Raw genomic sequence first — 20,301 nt, 5'->3', positions numbered from 1 at the left:
CTGAATTGTGACGAATATCACGCTCAAAAATTGTTACACTGCAATGTTACGCATAACGTGACGCGCTTTATAATTCTGCTTTTCATGTGCAGAAAAACATAAACGCATCGCTATTTGCACGGTAATATCCGCGTCATCAAAATGAGACAGGAGTAATTAAATGCGCGGTGAGAGTTATATTTTAATGGGGGTATCGGGAAGCGGAAAAACACTGATTGGAGCCAAAGCCGCCGCCGTACTTGGTGCGAAATTTATTGATGGGGACGATCTCCATCCGGCAAAGAATATCGATAAAATGTCAGCCAGCATTCCCTTAACCGATGAAGACAGATTACCATGGCTGGAACGATTAAATGACGCGTCTTATAGTCTGTATAAAAAGAATGAAACCGGTTTAATTGTTTGTTCGGCATTAAAAAAACGCTACCGCGATATTCTGCGTAAAGGCAGTCCGAATGTGCATTTTCTGTGGCTGGACGGCGATTATGAAACCATTCTGGCGAGGATGGCGAAACGGCAGGGGCACTTTATGCCAGTAGAATTACTGAAAAGTCAGTTCGCCGCGCTGGAACGCCCGGAACAGCAAGAAGATGACGTCATGCGCATAGACATCAACCATGAGGTCGATAACGTGGTGGAGCAGTGCGTGCAGGCAGTTGCTACACTGCGGGCCAAAAAGGGATAACCCACTACAGCGTTATCAATAGTGATAGCGGCAAGCCGCCGCCACACGACTGCCTCCATTTCAACGCGTCGTGGATGCCGCTGAGTGCAGAATTAGCTCGGTAATTTCAGAAGGTCGGCCAAGCCGTAGCGGAAAACCGTTCCACAGCCCGGCACCGTTACTGACATAGAGCGTCATTGGGCCGACCGCGTAACGACCAGAGATATAGCCGTTGTTGAGGGGTTTCACCAGTTGGTCAAGCCCCAACACCATCCCACCGTGAGTGTGACCGGAGAGCTGCAACTTCACCCCCGCGGCGGCGTTATCATCGGCGGTACCTGGCCGGTGGTCGAGCAGGATAACGGTGTCATCGGGGCGAGTGCCTTCCAGCGCACGTTTCAGGTCCGGCCCATCAAAACCGTAATTTTCCGCCACTTTATCCGGCACGCCGGCCAACACAAACGAGGCGTCACCGCGCACAATACGTACATGCTGGTTGGTCAAAAAGGGAATGCTCAGCGTCTGCCAGGCTGGCACCCAGCTTGCGTAGTCGAAATAGTATTCATGATTGCCGGTGATGGCATAGACGCCATCCGCCGCCCGCAGTTGTGTCAGCGGTTCGACATCCGGCAGGCGATCCTCTACGGAACCGTCTGACATATCGCCGGTAATCGCGATGAGATCCGGCTGCAGGGCGTTGGTTCTGGCAACAATCTGCTGCACCCACTGGCGGGGCAACAGGCGCGTGGCATGAATATCAGCCAGTTGTACCAGCCGGTAGCCATCAAAAGCAGGCGGCAGTCCGGGAATCGTCACATGGACGGTACGAACGTCAGGCACGCGCGTGGCCTGCCAAACGCCAATCCCTGCCAGCACCACAGACAGGACCAGCAGAGGTAGCGTGATGGGCAAGCCGGGGAGGGTTTTACGGGTCAGTAGCCCGACAAGTAAAGCGAGCATATCGCGCAGCAGAAGGAAACTGGCGAACAGCACCACGGCGCCGAACAATCCGCCAGCCAGCATCACAAGCGGGCGCGGCCATTCTGGTGAAAATGAACTCCCCCACAGCCAGCGGCTAAAAAAGCGGAACTCACAAATACCCACCAGCACAAGGAACAGGCCAAAGCGGAGAACAGGAGACAGTGGAAGCCACCAGATAAAACGAGAACCAATATAGAGTGCCGGTAACAACATCCAGATAAAAAACATCGTTATCTCCCTACCTGCGTTTGCATCACAAAGCGCGCGTAAATGAACCCTTTTAAAATTAGCACGTTGTTGTAATGCGCCGGTTGCTGTTTTCTTACGCGCTGCGGTGGTTGATTGGGGGGTTTTAGTAAGGGGGGCAAATAAAAAACGCTCTGATAATCCGCAAGAAACCTTATCAGAGCGTAGGGCGAAATGAACAGAGCCCTCAATGAACCGCGGAGATATCCACTTTTTTCGGTTTTGGCGCGAGCCAGATAATCATTGCGGCCACGGCGAAAATCACCGCAATTGCCATAAAGATTTGATTCGTTGCGACCATTACGCTCTGCCCCTGCAATAGCCAGTCAATCGAACCACGCACTTCCCCCATCTGCATTCCACTGTTGGTCATCGCCTGGGTCGCGACTGCGCCTCTGTCTGTCAACCCCGCCAGTTCCGCATGCACGTAGCGGGTCCGGTTTTCCCACGAGGTGTTGACCATCGAGGTGGCAAACGCGCCCGAAAGAGTACGGATAAAATTCATCAGCCCGGCGGCGGAATCCATCTCGCGATCCAGCACGCACCCCAGTGCAATGGCGGTAAGCGGCACGAAGAACAGCGGCATACCAATTCCCTGGAATAACATTGGCAAACTGATCTGTGAGAAGGTCATGCTCATGTCCGCCTGGCTGCGAAATAGCGTCCACAATCCCAGCCACAGTACCCCGGCAAAGACCAGCGGACGCGGGTCCATTTTGGTTGCCAGGTTGGCGATCAGCGGCGCGAGGAATACCGCCAGCACCCCCATTGTCGCCGTCGAATAGCCTGCAATGGTGGCGGTGTAGCCCATATAAATTTGCAGCCATAGCGGCGTAAGTACGGTAATGCCAAAGAACGCGCCAAACGCCAGCGACAGCGTCACCATGCTGGTTGTGAACCCCCGATGGCGGAAGACTTTCAGATCGACCACCGGGTTACGCTCCGTCAGTTCCCAAATCAGGAACGAGATAAAGCCAATCAGCGCGATAATGGCCAGCACGATAATGCGGGTCGAGGCAAACCAGTCATGGTCTTTACCTTCATCGAGCATGATCTGCAGGGCCGACACCCATACCACCAGCAGAACCAGCCCCACCACGTCGATAGGCGATTTCGCGGTTTGCGTTTCATAGCGTTGCAACATCTTCCAACACATCAGCCCCGCCAGGATGGCGAACGGCGTCTTGCAGATAAAGATGTAGTGCCAGCTAAACTGGTCGCAAATGACACCGCCAAGAATCGGCCCCATGATGGGCGCAACCAGCGTGGTCATACTCCAGATGCCAATGGCCACATGACCTTTGTTTCTGGGGAAGATTCGCATCATCAGCGTCTGAGACAGTGGCATCAGCGGGCCGCCGGAGAAGCCCAGAAAGACGCGGAACAGCACCAGCATATTCATACTGCTCGCCATGCCGCACAGAGTAGAGAAGACGCCAAACATCAGCAGGCAGATAACAAATACCCGCAGTGCGCCAAACCGTGAGGCCAGCCAGCCGGTGAGCGGGACCGAGATCGCCTCCGCTACCGCGTAGGAGGTGATGACGTAAGTGCCCTGGCTGGTCGACGTGCCCAGGCTACCGGCGATGTTCGACACCGAAACGTTGGCGATGGTGGTGTCCAGGATAGCCAGAAAATTGGCCATCGCCAGGCAGAGCGTCCCAAGCACCAACGCCCCGCCCGTCAGCGGCTGCGGGAATGTCTTTTGCGAAGTGTCACTCATTCTGGCGCCTTAATCCTGACGAGCCGTCGCCAGCCCTTCGCTGTCAGACGTGTTCAGTTTTTTGATTTTGCGGGTATCGATAGTGGCAATCATCGACAAACCAACCTGCAGCGGGTGTTTTGCCAGCTCGTTTTTATCCAGCGTGATACGCAGCGGCAGACGCTGAACCACCTTGATCCAGTTACCGGTAGCGTTTTGCGCCGGTATCATGGAAAACGCCGAGCCGGTACCGCCGGACACGCCGCTCACCACGCCGTGATACACCACTTTGTCGCCATAGATATCGGCGGTCACTTCCACCGGCTGACCAATTTTCACATGGCGTAGCTCCACCTCTTTGAAGTTGGCATCCACGTGAACATCATGCAGCGGCACCACGCTCATCAGCCGTTCGCCGTTCTGTACGCGCTGGCCGACCTGCACCTGACGGCGAGCAATAACGCCATCCACAGGCGCTTTAATGACAGTACGCGCCAGATCCACCTGCGCCTGTTCAACCTTCGCCTTTGCCAGCATCACTTCCGGGTTGGTTTCGACGGTAGCATTGATGGTCAGCGCGGCATTGGCTTTTTTCGCCCCGATGGTGGACAAGCGGTTAGCTGTGGCCTGCGCCGCAGCCGCTTTGGCGACATTGAGGCTGGACTCGGCCTGCGCCATCGCGTTACGCGCGTTGGTCAGCTCCTCGCCGGAAACCGCCCCGGATTTTGCCAGTGCCTCACGCCGTTTTAAGTCCACCTGTGCTTTGGTGAAATCCGACTGTGCGGCAACAAGCCGGGCCTGTGCCTGGGTTTCATCGGCTTCACGTGCCTTCACTTGTGCGGCAAGGCCTTCGTCGGTCGCCATATAGCTGCTGACCCGGCGGCGCGATTGCCCCAGATTAGCCTCAGCCTGCGCCAGCGCCAGACGGGCGTCGGTGTCGTCCAGTTGCACCAGTACATCCCCCTGCTTCACCGCCTGGGTATCGACGACGTTGACGGTTTGCACAATCCCGGTAACCGACGGCGTAACCTCAGCCACTTCGGCGGCGCTGTAGGCGTTGTCGGTAGAGACATAGCGCGAGCCAACAAAGTAGTACCAGAGACCATATCCCACAGCGGCAATCACAATTGCCGCCGCCAGCCCCATAAAGCCCTTTTTACGTGATGATGTGGCGCGCGACGCATCAAAGTTGTCGTCAGTCGCCGCGATTTTTGCCTGTGCCATAGAAAAACTTCCTGCCATTCAAATTAGGATTTGGATGCGACAAACCCACCGCCCAGCGCGTGGATCAATGAAACGTCGAGAGAAAATGCCTGAGATTGCAAATTCACCAGCGCGCGCTGGGTATCCAGCATGGCGTCTTCCGTTGTCAGGACATCCAGATAGGTCGCCAGACCGCCGCGATAGCGCTTATCGGCGATGTCATACGCCGCCCGTGCGTTATCAAAGGCGCTTTCGGTCTTCGCCAGACGTTCTTTTAGCGCTTTCGAACGGGTCACCACATTGGCGACATCGTGCAAGGCCTGCGTCAGCGTATTGTTGTAGGTCGCTACCGACTCTTCGTAATTCGCCTCCGCCGACGTTAACTGCCCGGAGAGCCGCCCGCCGGTAAAGATCGGCAGATACAGCGCCGGGCCAATGCTGCCCGCATCATTACCTGAACGGGTTAAGTTATTGAGACCAAAGGACTGATAACCAATAAACCCGGTAATACTGATATCGGGATAGTACGCCGCTTTAGCGACATGAATACGTTTGGCGGCTGCCTCCACGCGCCAGCGCGCGGCGCTGATATCCGGGCGGTGGCCGAGGATATTGATGCCGGTATTGGCAGGCAGGTTGAATGATTCATCAAGGTGAATAGCGGGACGCTGAATGGACAAGGCGCGGTCCGGGCCGTCACCGAGCAGGGCGGCAATGGCGTTTTTCTGCAACTGAATAGATTCATCGGCGGCAATCAACTCCGCTTCAGCCCGCTCTTTCAGCGCCTGCATTTGCCTGACGACTCCGTCGGTTTCCAGGCCGTTGCTGTTACGCTCGGCCATCAACTCCACGGTTTTGCTGCGGATTTCCAGCGCATTTTGCGTAGTGTCCCGGTTCAGATACAAGCGAGCCAGTTCCGCATATGCCTGTACCAGCGAGGTCTGAATCAGCAGTTTTGCCGACTGCATTTCCGCTTCTGCAGCCGCGTAATCTGAGGTGGCCGCTGCCACCGCCGCACGGTTTTTCCCCCAGAAATCGAGGCTGAAGCTGAGATTTACCGTCACCGAACCGTAATCGTTCCAGCCGTGTGGCGGCATATAGGATTGGTAAGCATAACTGACTTTGTCTTTCGAGGCCGATGCCGCCGCGCCGAGCTGAACGGAGCGTATCGCACCAATCTGTTCGGCAATACCCGCCGCATTACGCAGGCGGGCTTCCGCCACTTTTAGCGTGGGTGCCGAAGCCAGCGCGTTGGTCATCAGGCTGTCCAGTTGGCTGTCGTGATAGCGCAGCCACCACTGGGTATCGGGCCACTGCCCCTCTTTTGCGGTAGTCAACGACTGCGAAGAGGCCAGCTCCCCGGCGCCTTTTATATGGCCGAGTCGACTGTCCGGCGCGGTGGAACACCCCGCCAGCAGGAGCATTACAGTAAGAAGAGTTAACCGGGTGCCTGGAGGTAACAGAGTGCGGCGTAAATGTAAGTTATTAATTTTCAAGACACATCCTTTTTTGTACCGTACTGTACGGTTTTGTTATAAATTGACATAACTTCACAGTCAAGCGAAACTTGCGGGATGGACGAAGAGAGAAGAGAAGCGTATGCGGGTTAAGAGTGAAACAAAGCGACAAACCATACTGGACGTTGCCACCAAAGCCTTTATTGAGCTCGGTTTTAACAACACATCAATGTCAGAAATTGCCAGCCGTGTCGGTGGGTCAAAATCGACGCTCTATAACTATTTCAGTTCCAAGGAAGAGATCTTCTCGGCCGTCATGGAAACCTCAGCGAAAAGGGAAATCGCCGATGCGTTTGAATCCTTAGATTTCAAACAAGATATTGAAATCACATTAAATAAATTTGGCCGCCAGTATCTCGCCTCCATCATGCGTGGCAACATTCTGGCTATCTGGCGCATGGCCGTCAGCGAGTCGGAGCGCAGCGACATTGGCCAACGCTTTTACACGCAGGGGCCGCAGCGTGGCTGGAAGCTGTTAAGCGATTATCTGGGCAAAAAAATCGAAGAAGGCGTTCTGCGTAAATCCGACAGCGGGGTTTGCGCCATGCATCTAAAAGGATTGATTGAAGCCGAACTGTACCTCAGCGTGGTTCTCGGGGTCGAGGCCGCGCCGGATAGTAAGAAAATCGAAGAAGTGACCGCCCGCGCAGTGACGGTTTTTCTGCTCGCCTATCGGGCCTGATTCAGGGCAAAAAAAAGCGTATGTCGCCATACGCTTTTGTTCCTGTCACTCTGAATATCAGGCACCGTAATAGGCGCTGGAATAGAGTGTTTTCACATCTTGTACCGTTGGCTGATTGGGATTGGTCAGGGTGCACGGATCATCCACCGCGTTGTGACTCATCCGGTCGAGAACCTGCATAAATGCGGCCTCTTTAATTTCAACCTCGCCACATTGCCCAAGGGTTTCTGGAATATTCAGACGCTTATTCAGGCCCTTAATGGCGGTAATCAGGTTGCCAATGCCCAGCGCTTTCTCCAGCTTCTGGTATTTATTGGTATAGATAGAATTATATTGAATGATATACGGCAGCATAATGGCGTTCGCCAGACCATGCGTAATACCAAACTCCCCGCCAATCTTATGCGCCATAGAATGCACCAGCCCCAGAGACGCATTGGTGAACGCAATGCCCGCCAGTGCAGAGGCATTATGCATGTGCATACGCGCATTCAGGTCATTTGGCGACAAATAGGCGATTTCCAGATATTCGAACACCAGGCGAATGGCTTCGACCGCATAGGGATCGGTAAAGGAGTTGGCGGCAGTCGAGACATAGGCCTCAAGCGCGTGTGTCATCACATCCATCCCGGTATGCACGGTGACATGCGGCGGCATTTTTGCCGGAATGGTCGGGTCCAGAATGGCGATATCCGGCACCAGATCTGCCGCCACAATCGGGTATTTGATGTGATGAGCCGTATCGGTGATAACCGAGAACGCGGTGATTTCAGAGGCGCTGCCACTGGTGGACGGAATGGCGACAAAACGGGCTTTATTACGCAGTGCGGGCATGGAGCCGACGGGAATAATGTCTTCAAACGTCAGGTGCGGATGCTCGTAGAAACACCACATCACTTTTGCCGCATCCAGCGCGGAACCGCCGCCGAGTGCCACAATCCAGTCCGGTTCAAACGCCAGCATGGCTTTCGCCCCACGCCAGACCGTTTCAACAGAGGGGTTGGGTTCGACATTATCAATGACGGTGCACTCCATCCCGGCTTTCTTTAGCTCGCAGATGGCCCTGTCCAAAAAACCAAAGCGCTTCATTGAACTGCCGCCCGTAACCAGCGCGGCTTTTTTCCCTTTAAGGGTTGCCAGATGTTCTAATGCGTTTTCGCCATAAATAATACTGCGCGGAATAGAGAATGAAAGTGTCATAGAAGACTCCATAAATTTAAGATAAAAGATTGGGTTTTATTTTGCGCGCAGGCAGAAAAAGGAACGGGAAATAAGATGTGCGCAGAGTAAAAGCAAATCTTTGGCAGGACACCGGACGATTGTGGCAGCAATGCCCGAAGGAATTTGTGATGAAAGCGGAGGAATTAGACCGTACCGTTCTGGGCGTCTTTTTTCGCGTGCGCAAGAAGAAGATGGGCGTTAAGCAAAGTGCGCTAAAGCGCGGGCAGGCGGTTCAGCGATTGTCTGCCCCGCCTGAAAAAAAGTGGCAATTACAGCCCCGAATACTCGTGTGAAGGATCCGGCCAGGGTGTTAACAAATCAAAACCGCTGTCGGTAACCGCCACCATATGTTCCCACTGCGCCGAAAGAGAACGGTCTTTGGTGACCACCGTCCAACCGTCGGACAGCACGCTTGTCGCGGCTTTACCGGCGTTGATCATCGGCTCAATGGTAAAAATCATCCCTTTTTTCAGTACCAGCCCTGTCCCCGGGCGACCATAGTGCAGGATCTGCGGTTCTGCGTGATATTCCTGTCCCACGCCGTGACCACAGTACTCTTTCACCACTGAAAAACCGGCAGACTCCGCCACCTGCTGAATAGCCGCGCCGATATCGCCAAGCGTCGCGCCGGGGCGTACGGCTTTAATCCCGGCAACCATCGATTCATAGGTGATATGGGTCAGTCTCCTGGCACGCACGGAGGGCTCACCCACAAAATACATGCGGCTGGTATCGCCGTACCAACCATCCTTGATGATCGCCACGTCAATATTGATGATGTCACCCTCTTTGAGACGTTTCTCTGACGGAATGCCGTGACACACCACATGGTTGACCGACGTGCAGACGGTGCGGGTATAGCCGTTGTAACCAATGTTCGCCGGGATCACCTTTAATTCGTGGCGAATGAAATCGTGGCACAGTTTGTCGATCTCATCGGTTGTCACACCCGCGCGAACGTGGGGTTTGATCATCTCCAGCACTTTTGCCGCAGCGTGTCCCGCCGCGCGGGCCATTTCAATCTCTTCCTGAGAGTGCAGTTTGATGTTCGTCATCTGGCTTCATGCTCCATTTGCAATGACAGCAGCTCATCGTCAACCAGCTTGTTGATATCCACGCTGCCCTTAAGCTCCGCCCGAACCAGCAGGCGGGTGAGTTCCTGATGCGTCAAATGCGGATACAGCTCTGAAAGCATGCCGATTTTCAGCCAGTGCTCTGCCTGTGCATTGATTGAACGGCTCAGTGCGTTACTGGCAAGACGCAGGTTTTCGTGCATCAGGTCCGAGATTTTAACGATACCCATGGTCCATGCTTCACCTTATACGAATCATATATGAAACATATAATACATACTCTAAACCTGAAGGGGAATTTATTAATTCGCCTGCTAAAGACGGAAAAACCCGCTTTTCGCTATGCAATTTGCCAAAAGCAGCCTAGATTTTGTGAACAAGGGGATTTTTCCGATTTACCGCTACAGTCGCAAAAGGAAGAGAGCACACATGGCCCTTCACCCGGCAACACAGTTTCTGAATTCGTCACAAACCATTCGGCTACCGGTTTTCAGCGCCGAGCTTGCTTTTATTAAAAACGTTGAAGAAAAGCTGGCTTCGTTAAATTTACCGGTCAGTAACAAAGCGGTGATTCTGGCGATTATTCACCATCTTGAAGAGGAGAGTGACCCGGAAAAAACAAGGATGTACCGTAGTGCTCTGGAAATGGTTGTCAGTAGAACGCCGGACGATCTTTGAAAAGCGTGACGACAAAATCCTCACTTTGAAAAGTGAAAAACAACAACTTATCTGCTCAGGTATTTTTATCTGCAATCGTCACGGTTCAGCGGAAGCTGAAAAAGCCATAATAATTCGATAGTTAATGTTTTTTATCACCAATACCTGGCGAAACACTATTCATTTTTAGCAGTTTGCTATTTTTTACGGTTTGCTGATTCCAGCCAGTCCCCTTGTCTGCCGTATGGTCAACAAGTTTGATACTTTCCTGAACCTCTTTAATAGCAGCCAGAATGGCTTCCCGCCGTGATTCCCGCGGTTCCTGTTCGAGATTACGGGCAAGTTGAGCAATGAGTGCCTCGTGGGAAATAGGGGCATCCGCTTCAAGCAGCTCGAGAATGGCATCACCCATAACCAGTTCCACCAGACTCTCTTTGACATTTTTAATCATGCTGACTCCAGAATGCATTTCATGCGAATTCGCGATGACGGCAGCCGCAGATAATTAATCAGCCTCGCGGCTCAGTAATACTCGCAAGATATCAGCATAATGCGCTTCAAGTTCGGGGCGAGTATTTTTTTCAATACAGCCAGCAACGGCAATGCAGAGACTATGGCGAGTAATATACCGCCCTTCACGTAACATTTGGATAACAATAGCGCCTAATGTCTGCTCCAGACTAAGCTTCCCATTACCCGAGTCGCCCGCCGTCTCCTGCGGGCCGTCACTGTGTGAGTTATTCATATTTCACCTTACTTATGCATTCAGGAAAATACCTTACGGACAGTAACCATTAACAATGCTAAACAATAAGCATGGCGGGCATTGTGGCATTAGCCGCACATAATTGAAAGGATATCCGATCCTGTTAGCAAAGATAACTGCCCCGGAACAGTGACATTAAAAGCATGATACGTTAAAAAACAGTGTGTCTCACAATGTCAGGCGTTTAAGATTTTACTTATCTAATTAATATTAAAGCCAAATAACTTACTGAAACAACAACAATAAAAAAGCCGAAGGTGGTTATTCACCTTCGGGGTGGTTTAATGAATCTGATAGCTGCTGTGGTAAATTCCGCAGTGAGATTGCGGTGAAAAATGCTGGTGCGTTCGCACCTCATCAATCGCCCTTGAATAGCTCATTCGCAGGTTCCGGTCAGTTACATTAACCCGGTTATCATCCAGAGTGTGAATTAGTGTGTCATGCGTTATTTCCGCGCCACACTCAAGTAATTGAACCAACGCCTCACTAATAAGAATTTCTGTGGCTTTGTCGGTCGTTTTTACTGTCATCATCGCCTCCTCATGATTTGAATGTCAGGCTGCGGATATCGTCAATTCGCACAGCCTGGTACATTTATTTACTGCATTTTACGCAAAACCATTTTTCTGGCTTCCTGATAAATAGCCTTACGCTCTGCAATATTTGTTTTCTCCTCTTCCATCAGAAGAGTCAGGCTTAACCCGCGCGTGGTCACGGGTAAATTGTTTTTAATTAAATATGCTGCTGCGAAGCCTATCGCTTCACGAATCAGTTCATCTCGGGTCAAATTTACGTTACCGGATGGTTTAGTCATATAAACGAAAAAGTCTCCTGTTTCTTTTAGAAAGAAAAATTTACATATGTCAGATACAAGCAATCAGACCTGAATAATTAATGACATTGGATGCGTAAATATCTCGCCACCCGTATTACATAAAGAATCGGGGTATCCGGAAAATCATTATGAGCCCGATAAATAAAGGCAAAGCGTCCTCTTCCCTGTGCCAGTTAGCAGGGCAGAGTGTCAGGATATAAATGAAATCCAAACGCGAGTAGCAGCCCGATTAACGTGCCTGAACAAGACCCGTAAAAGAGTGCTTAGCCTTTCCCCGGGCTGTTTTAAAGCCGATTTTTACGGCACGGGTACGTTACTGAAAACTAATTTTCAGTAAGTGAGCTATGGTCATGGCGGGCATTTTTGAGCAGCGAATGCCCCAGCCAGATTTGAGATAATTGGTATTCATTCGTCACCTCCTCAGCGTGTTGCGTTAACATCAGCATTAGTGACTCACGTGATATTGCCTTGTTACTGGCTATATGAGAAAGTACTGCTTCACCGATCGCGATATAACCTAATTCATGTTTATCAATGGTTTTTACCAAACCCACCTCCTTTATTTTCAGCCATAAATAATGGCTTGCATTTTTATTATAGCCAGGCGGTTATTCGCCAAATAATATTCAGGGGATTCTTAACAAGGTAATAGAATGGATGAAAGGCTTGAACAGGCTGTGATCAGGGGGAATTATGCTGCGGGATATAAAGCGAGGAACGGAACAGAGTGAAAGGATTATCACGCAGCGGTGGCTGAACAATGCGAGAAGAATAAACGGAGGGCGGAAGTGAGCGACTCACCTTCAGTACAGGAGACAGAACAGCGTGCGCGTTACATTTCCGCTCTATGCCCCATGCAACGCGATGGCGAATCCCTGCTCCCGCCAGTGGGTAAACTGTTCTTGCTGATGACGCGATAACGCTTTACCGGTCCAGACAAAAATGTGCAGGCCTGGAAAAAGCTCCGGACGAAGAGTTTCCAACGGCTCCGCGAGGACGTCAATATTCCAGTCATGCTGAGACAACCGCCAGGCTTCCAGCCACATACGGGTGCGATCATCATTGCCCCAACCAATAAACAGCGCATCTTTTCCCATCTTCTTACGAGAACGGGTAAGGCACAGGACGGCGTAATCAATTAACACGCCATCTAATAAGCTACACATGGCGCGAGCCGTACTCTGATCGAGCGAAAGCCGTTGGCGTACAGGGACAAAGACATGATCGATAAGAACATCGGCGGTATGCTCCCGTCCCATCGCCATAATCAAGGCACGTAATTTTGCAGGGCGAACTTGCCTTAATACAGACATGACCTCTTCCTGAAGCGACTCCCAGCCATCATGGGAATCTACTTTTTTATCTTCAAGAAGCGCTTTGACTTTGCCGACCGGGACGCCGCTTTCTATCCAACGTTTAATTTCCTCAATCCGTTGAATATCTTCTTCGTCAAATTGTCGATGGCCCCCTTCACTACGCTGAGGTTTCAACAATCCATAGCGACGCTGCCACGCACGCAGCGTGACAGGATTTATTCCACATCGTTCAGCGACATCGCCAATACTGTAAAAGGTCATTGCTTCCCTCAATTCAAACCCAATACGTTACACTTCACATTCACTCTTCTGTACAGATTGTACAATTTTCATAACTTGTACAAACCAGAAAGTGCTTATGAGCAAGCATAACCGGAAACGGGCCATGTGCAAAAATGGATTTTATTTCACCGAAGCCAGCGCACGCAGAGAAAAGGCTGGCTTCCCCATACTGCCGAAAACACGTTGCGGCAAGGGAAAGCCAGTTGCTCACAGCAGATGGAATTTAAAGGCCACCTCTTTTTTCCGGCCACGCAATGGCAGGAATAGCCCCGGATGCAGGAGGGGCAAAAAGATAACCCTGGAATTGAGAGATACCCGCAGACTCCAGCCACATCCACTCTTCTGCCTTCTCCACCCCCACAGCCGAAACCATGATTTCCAGAGAAACGCAGCATTTGATGATGGCCTGAATAATGGCCTGCCGGGGGCCGCTTTTATGGACATCTTTGATCAGGTCGCGGTTAATTTTGATCCGCTCAGGCTGAAATTGCGCCAGCAACAGCAGGCCTGCAAATCCGGCACCAAAGTGATCGATGGCCACCCGAAACCCGGCTGCTTTCAATAACCTAACGGCATTCGTAAACTCATCCAGGCGGGAAATAATTTCATTTTCGGTGAACTCCACAATGACCTGTTCAGGCACCAGACCGTTGGTTTTAATGGCATCTAAAAGAAAACTAACCGCTCCGGGAACATTCACCAGCGTCATTGGCAGCAGGTTCACGGAGAGTGTCTGAGTCCCCAGATTCAGTGCGGCCGCCATCGCAAACGCCACCTGTTTACTTTTGAGATCGGCCTCATAGATTTCATCACGGCTAAGCCCTTCAAACCAGGCTTGCGCCGAGCGGCCCTCAGGGGTACGGATCAGGGCCTCAACTGAAACCACTCGCCGGGCGAAGGGATCGATAATGGGCTGGAAGGCAAAATAACAGCCGGCCTCGCGGTCAGGGGGCAAGATTTGAGAGAATGAATCGTTTTCATCCGTCACAAACTCCCAGGCATCACCCGGTGGAATCTCAAAATAATTCTCTTTTTCCAGGTCTTCTACAAACGTGCGAAAGAACTGAAGTGCGCGATCTTCATAGGTCAGTTGGTATCTGGAGGTGCCTTTATCAAGCACATGCTGCAGAACTTCCTCTCTGTCATATTCACGTAAATCAAAGAGTTCCATTCCTGACTTACCAAATCGCCGCAAGGGCGCGTAGTCGCGCAACAACTCAACCAGGTTGTAGTGCCGCTTATCGTTACAAATATGCTGATAAATAGCAGAAACACTTTCCTCAGGGCCTTCAAGCAACTGGAAAAAGTGGGTGCCGTTGAAAAGCAAAATCCCGGTGATATCTGCCTCACCATTTTTGAGATTCGCCGCAGCAACCATCTCCTCCAGCACGCTAAAGGAGACGTTATCGCAGATATGGCTACGGTAAATAAGAGTTGTGAGCATGAGCTATCCAAGAGAAAGCGTTGTAATTACCACAATGACAGAGGCTTACGCAGGGGACCTTGTAAACAACCATGACCAACGGCGGGTATACAACAGGTGAATGTGGAGACGACAGTCCCAACATCCATGTGGTTTTTTATGTCATCGCAGATAAACGCATCCCAAAAGTGTAGCCTGGAACAGTGAAATGTGCTGATTTTCTGCTTCCTATCTTATTGAAAATAAAGATATAGCATTTATTGCTTAAAATCATTGTTAAATTTGTACAATTTTTATGTACAGCTTTTCTATAGTTGTATAGCTTAACGACTTCAATTATTGACAACGGGTTATACAGGAGTGATGTATGCATCAGAACGGCTATCTTCCGGACACAGCGAATGCCATCGCTCGCTATTTCAGCGCTGCGGATCTTCCGTCACAACAAGAGACGTTAGGGCAGATTGTAGTGGACATCCTGCGGGATGGTCGGCATCTGAACCGTAAATCACTTTGTACAAAGTTACTGAGCCGTCTTGAGCAGGCGTCAACGCCAGAAGAGGAACGCCATTATCAGGGGCTTATCAGCCTGCTTTTTGGTAATGATTAAGCCAAATGCAGTAAAAGTATCCTGATAAATCAAGTCACTTCTGAGGGTTAAGGTGTCAGCCTGATTCCTGTCCAGAGATGACTTCATGCCGCGTTTCATTCATGAACAGAGCGGCAAGCAGAGATGCAGTTATGAATAGTAGTGATAATGAACAACTGACAGATGAATTGATTGGAGAGGCGCTACTTTTTCTTCTTAAAGAAAATGGCCCGATAAACACCCTGGCCCTCATTGCCCGGCTGCAAGAGATGGAGAGCCGCGAGCAGGATAGCCAGAGACGGGCGGTGCTTATGCGTCTGATCGAGGAAATCAGCAGTAATAAATTTGCCTCATCCCGTGTTCAGAATGGGAATGAGCAAGACGAGAACATCAGAGACGCCGGAGATAATGTCTATCCATTATTCGGCAATCGCCAACGGCAGGGCCGCAGTAAAAAGCAGTGATAGCTGATGGCCCCATTACGGAAAACTATACTAAGGCGTGAAAATGAACCAGGTGATGATTGAAAAATCAGAGCTTTATAAGAATTTGCCCAACAAGACATTGTCTGATTATTTTCGTAACGCTGGCGATTTATTGGCCGAAGAGGCGATTATTCTCGGGGGCGTGATCCGCAGCATTCTGGCTTACGATGGTCAAGTGACCAACAAAGCCATCATCCTGCGGCTGATTAACCTGATGGAAAATACAGAAGATGTCGTCAGAAAGGACATTCTTCGCAAAACCCTGGAGATCGTGGTCGATCATACGATGGACGATATCTGATCTTCGCAGGATCGGAAGGCACAACGGATCATGACCATCCAAAGACCACTTATTCTTCAACCAGCGCCTGCGCACACGCCCAGGCGCTGGCCCATGCCCACTGAAAGTTATAGCCGCCCAGCCAGCCGGTAACATCCATCACTTCACCAATAAAATAGAGTCCCGGTACCTTGCGGGCTTCCATCGTGCGTGAAGAGAGTTCGTTGGTATCGACACCGCCGAGCGTCACTTCCGCCGTGCGATAGCCTTCGGTGCCGTTAGGCTGCACGCGCCAGTTCGTCAGGGTGTCGATCAACGTTTCCTGGTCGCGGCTATTGAGCTGCTTAAGCGTGACATCCGGGATCTGCCCCAGTTGTTGCAGACACTCCACCAGCCGTTTCGGCAGTTGCATCGCAAGCGTGTTTTTCAGGCTTTGATTCGGGTGCGCCTGGCGCTGCTCGTTAAGCAGACTGTCGAGATCGCACTCCGGCAGCAGGTTGATAGTGACAAACTCCCCCGCCTGCCAGTAGCTGGAAATTTGCAGCACCGCTGGCCCGGAAAGGCCGCGATGGGTGAAAAGCAGGTTCTCTTTAAATACCGTGCCGTCTTCTGCGGTAATCACAGACGGCACCGAGACGCCGGAAAGCACCTGAAATTGTTCCAGCAAGGGTTTATGCAATGTAAACGGCACCAGTCCGGCACGCGTCGGCAGCACGTTCAGGCCAAACTGTTCAGCGAGCTTATAGCCAAACGGCGATGCGCCCAGACCTGGCATAGAAAGCCCGCCGGAAGCGACCACCAGTTTTTTCGCCGCCACCGTGTCACCATTCAATTGCAACGTGTAGCCATCGTCATCACGGGAAACACTCAGGACTTCACTACGCAAACGCAGCGTCACCTTGCCTTTTTCACACTCCGCCACCAGCATGTCGACAATCTGTTCAGCAGAGTCATCACAAAAGAGCTGGCCCAGCGTCTTTTCATGCCAGGCGATCCCGTACTTGCCCACCAGGTCAATAAAGTCCCATTGGGTATAACGGGCAAGGGCAGATTTGCAGAAATGGGGGTTCTGGCTGAGATAAGCCGCAGGCTCGACATAAAGGTTAGTAAAGTTGCAGCGACCGCCGCCGGACATCAGGATCTTGCGGCCAGGTTTCTTGCCATTATCCAGTAATAGCACGCGTAACCCCGCCTGCCCCGCCTGAGCTGCACAAAACATTCCCGCCGCACCGGCACCGATAACAATGGCATCAAACCGTTCCACACTAAAATCCTCTTCATTAGGTCGCGGCGGATTGTAAATAGTTCAGGGTGGTCACACCAGCACGAATACGCAGACAAATATCCATTACATTGAAAAATATAAGAATATGCTTAAAGCAGAGGAGGCTAACCAGAAAGAATGTCAAAAAAAGTCCATTTTTCACTTTGCCGATGCTGCCAAACTCCCTGATAATGCGCCGCGTTCATGTCCTCAAAATGGCGTAACGTCCTATGCTACATTTATTTGCCGGTCTGGATCTCCATACCGGGCTGTTACTTTTGCTTGCTCTGGGTTTTGTTCTGTTCTACGAAGCGATCAATGGCTTCCACGACACGGCGAACGCAGTGGCAACGGTTATCTATACCCGCGCTATGCGCTCACAGTTGGCTGTTGTTATGGCAGCGGTATTTAACTTCTTCGGCGTACTGCTGGGTGGGTTAAGCGTGGCCTATGCGATTGTGCATATGCTGCCGACCGATTTGCTGCTTAACGTCAGTTCAGCACATGGCCTTGCGATGGTCTTCTCTATGTTGCTGGCCGCGATCATCTGGAACCTCGGTACCTGGTATCTCGGCTTACCTGCATCCAGCTCCCACACCCTGATTGGCGCGATTATCGGTATTGGTTTAACCAATGCCCTGATGTCCGGCACCTCGGTAGTGGATGCGCTTAACATTCCAAAAGTGCTGAACATTTTTGCCTCCCTGATTGTCTCGCCAATTGTTGGCCTGATTTTCGCGGGCGGGCTGGTGTTCCTGCTGCGTCGGTTCTGGAGCGGCAGTAAAAAGCGCGCGCGTATCCACCTGACGCCCGCGGAGCGTGAAAAGCAAGACGGCAAAAGAAAGCCGCCTTTCTGGACGCGTATCGCGCTGATTCTTTCTGCTATTGGCGTGAGCTTCTCTCACGGCGCGAACGATGGTCAGAAAGGTATTGGTCTGATCATGCTGGTACTGATTGGCGTCGCACCTGCGGGCTTCGTGGTTAACATGAATGCCTCAGGTTATGACATCACCCGTACCCGTGACGCGGTGAACAACGTGGAAGTGTACTTCCAGCAGCATCCGGAACTTCTGCAGAAGGCAACAGGCGTAGCGCAACAACCGCTGACACCTGCGGAAACAGCGGCAACACCGGCACAGTTCCACTGTCATCCGAGCCGCGCCATTATCGCGCTGGATCGTGCTAAAGAGATGCTGACCGGGATTGAAAGCTACGACAAACTCGGCGTGGAGCAGCGCAGTCAGTTGCGTCGCATCATGCTTTGTCTGTCGGATATCACCGACCAGGTCGCGAAGCAGCCTGACGTCAATGCCGACGACCAGCGTCTGCTTAAGAAGCTGAAAAGCGACATGCTGAGCACCATCGAATACGCGCCAATCTGGATTATCATGGCCGTCGCGCTGGCGTTAGGTGTGGGTACGATGATTGGCTGGCGTCGTGTGGCGACCACCATCGGCGAAAAAATCGGTAAAAAAGGCATGACTTACGCGCAGGGCATGTCCGCACAGATGACTGCCGCAGTCTCCATCGGTCTGGCAAGCTATACCGGTATGCCCGTCTCCACCACGCACGTACTCTCGTCCTCAGTAGCAGGGACGATGATCGTCGATGGCGGCGGTCTGCAACGCAAAACCGTCACCAGCATTTTGATGGCCTGGGTCTTTACCCTACCGGCGTCAATCATCCTTTCGGGCGTGCTTTACTGGTTAGCCCTCAAGCTGATTTAACAACGAAACGGGTCAGGAAACTGGCCCGTTTTTTTTGCTCAGTGCCAAATCATCAGAGCAATCAGGCTCACCAGAATCAGCCCACAGAGCGCGCTGGTTAAGATGAACTGCCCGCGTACTCGCTCACAGCGGCGAATAAACTCTTCATCATGATGGTCGCGATAGCGCTGGCCATAAATGTACCAGACTAAACGCATCTGCTTGCTGGGTTGTCCATGGGAGGTAAAAAAGCCTCCGCCATCAACGTACTGGTAAAGCAAGGGGTCACAACCACGAAGTACCACTAACAATGCGCGCAATGACGAAAAATAACGCGCCATGTTAACCACACAAACGATGCACAAAGCCCAAAACAGCGCGACGGTGCTGATCATATCTCCTCCCCCGGCGAACCGCCCACGGAAACGTGATCCGGGATTACCGCTCCCAGATAATCAACCAAGTCATTCAGTGAAGAGTATTACCAATAGCCGATCGAGATCACAAACTGAAATCCAAACGGCTCATTAAATAGTGTAGGAGATTTGTTTATTTTTTTGCCACAACGTTAATCAATCTTGTGCATCTGGTTGTAAATATTGGTTAAGTGAATCGTGATCCAGGCAGATTGACGATAACTTCACAGAGTTATAAGGTAGAAATATTCCCATACTCTACGTAATTCGGGTTGCAGGAAGGCGGCAAGAGAATGAATCCCCTGAGCATAGAAGACCGTGCGATGGGATAAACGAACGTAGCCAACGCATCTGCGGCGTAAAGTACGAAGAGTATAAAATGAAATGCTTAAGGCCGGGCGCTACCCGTGCAGGTGGTACGCAGGACGCGGGAAACAGTGCTGTGTCAGGGGTGAGTAACCCTATGGTCATCGACAACTTATGGAAGGAGTAACACTATGGCTTACAAACACATTCTCATCGCAGTCGATCTTTCTCCTGAAAGCAAATTGCTGGTCGAAAAAGCAGTATCCATGGCGCGGCCTTATAACGCGAAGGTGTCACTGATTCATGTCGATGTAAATTATTCTGATCTCTACACCGGTCTTATCGACGTTAACCTCGGCGATATGCAAAAACGTATCTCTGATGAGACACACCATGCGCTGACCGAACTGTCTACCAACGCGGGCTATCCGATCACGGAGACCTTAAGCGGTAGCGGTGATTTGGGGCAGGTACTGGTAGATGCCATTAAGAAATACGATATGGATCTGGTGGTTTGCGGGCATCATCAGGACTTCTGGAGCAAACTGATGTCCTCCGCACGTCAGCTCATCAATACTGTCCATGTGGACATGCTGATTGTTCCGCTGAAAGATGAAGACGAAGAATAACCGTCCCTCTTTTCTTGCCTGCTAACGCCCGCTGCTGCGGGCGTTTTATTTTCTGGCG

General features: G+C 51.4%; 25 protein-coding genes. 9 read left to right on the top strand and 16 right to left on the bottom strand.

Features of this window, described 5'->3' with window-relative positions; genetic code table 11:
- Positions 1-160 precede the first annotated feature (160 nt).
- Positions 161-685 carry a gluconokinase gene (gene idnK / locus C5523_RS01465; RefSeq protein ID WP_041851304.1) on the top strand — a complete coding sequence of 175 codons (525 nt, stop codon included), beginning with the start codon at positions 161-163 and terminating at the stop codon, positions 683-685.
- A gap of 60 nt (positions 686-745) precedes the next feature.
- Here the strand turns inward: idnK and C5523_RS01460 are convergent, their stop codons facing one another.
- From C5523_RS01460 to C5523_RS01445, 4 genes are all read right to left on the bottom strand, one after another.
- Complete coding sequence (locus tag C5523_RS01460) at positions 746-1,873, bottom strand: metallophosphoesterase (RefSeq protein WP_108700498.1); 1,128 nt, start codon at positions 1,871-1,873, stop codon at positions 746-748.
- Between the two features lie 205 nt (positions 1,874-2,078).
- Positions 2,079-3,614: a DHA2 family efflux MFS transporter permease subunit gene (locus C5523_RS01455; RefSeq protein ID WP_108700497.1), complete on the bottom strand. Its 1,536-nt coding sequence runs from the start codon at positions 3,612-3,614 to the stop codon at positions 2,079-2,081.
- 9 nt (positions 3,615-3,623) lie between these two features.
- Positions 3,624-4,817 carry an HlyD family secretion protein gene (locus C5523_RS01450; protein WP_304596180.1) on the bottom strand — a complete coding sequence of 398 codons (1,194 nt, stop codon included), beginning with the start codon at positions 4,815-4,817 and terminating at the stop codon, positions 3,624-3,626.
- A 23-nt stretch (positions 4,818-4,840) separates the two neighbouring features.
- Entirely contained in the window at positions 4,841-6,292 is a 1,452-nt protein-coding gene (locus C5523_RS01445) for an efflux transporter outer membrane subunit (RefSeq protein WP_223878752.1), read from the bottom strand.
- Between the two features lie 103 nt (positions 6,293-6,395).
- Between C5523_RS01445 and C5523_RS01440 the strand changes: the two genes are divergently transcribed.
- Positions 6,396-6,995: a TetR/AcrR family transcriptional regulator gene (locus C5523_RS01440; RefSeq protein ID WP_041851300.1), complete on the top strand. Its 600-nt coding sequence runs from the start codon at positions 6,396-6,398 to the stop codon at positions 6,993-6,995.
- Between the two features lie 57 nt (positions 6,996-7,052).
- Here C5523_RS01440 and C5523_RS01435 read toward each other — a convergent pair whose 3' ends face one another.
- Positions 7,053-8,195, bottom strand: coding sequence for an iron-containing alcohol dehydrogenase (locus tag C5523_RS01435; RefSeq protein ID WP_108700495.1), 1,143 nt, complete (start codon positions 8,193-8,195; stop codon positions 7,053-7,055).
- 77 nt (positions 8,196-8,272) lie between these two features.
- Between C5523_RS01435 and C5523_RS27200 the strand changes: the two genes are divergently transcribed.
- Positions 8,273-8,509 carry a hypothetical protein gene (locus C5523_RS27200; RefSeq protein WP_155525382.1) on the top strand — a complete coding sequence of 79 codons (237 nt, stop codon included), beginning with the start codon at positions 8,273-8,275 and terminating at the stop codon, positions 8,507-8,509.
- Here the strand turns inward: C5523_RS27200 and map are convergent.
- Positions 8,486-9,271, bottom strand: coding sequence for a type I methionyl aminopeptidase (map, locus tag C5523_RS01430; protein WP_108700494.1), 786 nt, complete (start codon positions 9,269-9,271; stop codon positions 8,486-8,488). The genes C5523_RS27200 and map overlap by 24 nt on opposite strands.
- Entirely contained in the window at positions 9,268-9,519 is a 252-nt protein-coding gene (locus C5523_RS01425; protein ID WP_108700493.1) for a ParD-like family protein, read from the bottom strand. Before C5523_RS01425 ends, map begins: the two co-directional genes overlap by 4 nt.
- A gap of 199 nt (positions 9,520-9,718) precedes the next feature.
- On the opposite strand from C5523_RS01425, the gene C5523_RS01420 reads away from it, so the two are divergent.
- Positions 9,719-9,967 carry a biofilm development regulator YmgB/AriR family protein gene (locus C5523_RS01420; RefSeq protein WP_172960869.1) on the top strand — a complete coding sequence of 83 codons (249 nt, stop codon included), beginning with the start codon at positions 9,719-9,721 and terminating at the stop codon, positions 9,965-9,967.
- A 121-nt stretch (positions 9,968-10,088) separates the two neighbouring features.
- Here the strand turns inward: C5523_RS01420 and C5523_RS01415 are convergent, their stop codons facing one another.
- The 7 genes from C5523_RS01415 to C5523_RS01385 all read right to left on the bottom strand — a co-directional run bounded on the left by C5523_RS01415 (position 10,089) and on the right by C5523_RS01385 (position 14,589).
- Positions 10,089-10,397: a hypothetical protein gene (locus C5523_RS01415; RefSeq protein WP_041851296.1), complete on the bottom strand. Its 309-nt coding sequence runs from the start codon at positions 10,395-10,397 to the stop codon at positions 10,089-10,091.
- A 54-nt stretch (positions 10,398-10,451) separates the two neighbouring features.
- On the bottom strand, positions 10,452-10,691 hold the full coding sequence (locus C5523_RS01410) for a hypothetical protein (RefSeq protein WP_071194997.1): 240 nt from the start codon (positions 10,689-10,691) through the stop codon (positions 10,452-10,454).
- Between the two features lie 302 nt (positions 10,692-10,993).
- The gene (locus C5523_RS01405) at positions 10,994-11,245 is read right to left on the bottom strand and encodes a hypothetical protein (RefSeq protein ID WP_155525381.1); all 252 of its coding nucleotides are present in this window, start codon (positions 11,243-11,245) and stop codon (positions 10,994-10,996) included.
- A 65-nt stretch (positions 11,246-11,310) separates the two neighbouring features.
- Positions 11,311-11,526: a hypothetical protein gene (locus C5523_RS01400; protein WP_041851293.1), complete on the bottom strand. Its 216-nt coding sequence runs from the start codon at positions 11,524-11,526 to the stop codon at positions 11,311-11,313.
- Between the two features lie 344 nt (positions 11,527-11,870).
- A complete protein-coding gene (locus tag C5523_RS01395; protein WP_041851292.1) occupies positions 11,871-12,095 on the bottom strand; it encodes a hypothetical protein in 225 nt (74 codons plus the stop codon).
- Between the two features lie 297 nt (positions 12,096-12,392).
- Positions 12,393-13,124, bottom strand: a complete 732-nt coding sequence (locus tag C5523_RS01390) for a MerR family transcriptional regulator (protein ID WP_041851291.1) — start codon at positions 13,122-13,124, stop codon at positions 12,393-12,395.
- Positions 13,125-13,368: 244 nt separating this feature from the next.
- A complete protein-coding gene (locus tag C5523_RS01385) occupies positions 13,369-14,589 on the bottom strand; it encodes a diguanylate phosphodiesterase (protein WP_108700490.1) in 1,221 nt (406 codons plus the stop codon).
- A 346-nt stretch (positions 14,590-14,935) separates the two neighbouring features.
- Here C5523_RS01385 and ycgZ point away from each other — a divergent pair, with 346 nt between their 5' ends.
- The 3 genes from ycgZ to C5523_RS01370 all read left to right on the top strand — a co-directional run bounded on the left by ycgZ (position 14,936) and on the right by C5523_RS01370 (position 15,943).
- A complete protein-coding gene (ycgZ, locus tag C5523_RS01380; protein ID WP_041851289.1) occupies positions 14,936-15,178 on the top strand; it encodes a regulatory protein YcgZ in 243 nt (80 codons plus the stop codon).
- 131 nt (positions 15,179-15,309) lie between these two features.
- Positions 15,310-15,621 (top strand): hypothetical protein, encoded by a 312-nt coding sequence (locus C5523_RS01375; protein WP_107224418.1) that lies wholly within the window; start codon positions 15,310-15,312, stop codon positions 15,619-15,621.
- A 55-nt stretch (positions 15,622-15,676) separates the two neighbouring features.
- A complete protein-coding gene (locus C5523_RS01370) occupies positions 15,677-15,943 on the top strand; it encodes a biofilm development regulator YmgB/AriR family protein (protein ID WP_041851440.1) in 267 nt (88 codons plus the stop codon).
- A gap of 49 nt (positions 15,944-15,992) precedes the next feature.
- On the opposite strand, the gene C5523_RS01365 is transcribed toward C5523_RS01370, so the two are convergent.
- Positions 15,993-17,186, bottom strand: coding sequence for an NAD(P)/FAD-dependent oxidoreductase (locus tag C5523_RS01365; RefSeq protein ID WP_103245159.1), 1,194 nt, complete (start codon positions 17,184-17,186; stop codon positions 15,993-15,995).
- Between the two features lie 230 nt (positions 17,187-17,416).
- Between C5523_RS01365 and pitA the strand changes: the two genes are divergently transcribed.
- The gene (gene pitA, locus C5523_RS01360; protein WP_041851286.1) at positions 17,417-18,913 is read left to right on the top strand and encodes an inorganic phosphate transporter PitA; all 1,497 of its coding nucleotides are present in this window, start codon (positions 17,417-17,419) and stop codon (positions 18,911-18,913) included.
- Positions 18,914-18,951: 38 nt separating this feature from the next.
- Here the strand turns inward: pitA and uspB are convergent, their stop codons facing one another.
- The gene (gene uspB, locus C5523_RS01355; RefSeq protein ID WP_041851285.1) at positions 18,952-19,287 is read right to left on the bottom strand and encodes a universal stress protein UspB; all 336 of its coding nucleotides are present in this window, start codon (positions 19,285-19,287) and stop codon (positions 18,952-18,954) included.
- Between the two features lie 518 nt (positions 19,288-19,805).
- On the opposite strand from uspB, the gene uspA reads away from it, so the two are divergent.
- Entirely contained in the window at positions 19,806-20,243 is a 438-nt protein-coding gene (gene uspA / locus C5523_RS01350) for a universal stress protein UspA (protein ID WP_041851284.1), read from the top strand.
- The last annotated feature ends 58 nt before the right edge of the window (positions 20,244-20,301 follow it).

The organism is Phytobacter sp. SCO41 (assembly GCF_003073275.1).
GTDB lineage: Bacteria > Pseudomonadota > Gammaproteobacteria > Enterobacterales > Enterobacteriaceae > Phytobacter > Phytobacter diazotrophicus.
Note: the sequence above shows the minus strand (reverse complement) of the source record. Positions and strands in the feature narration are given on the sequence as shown.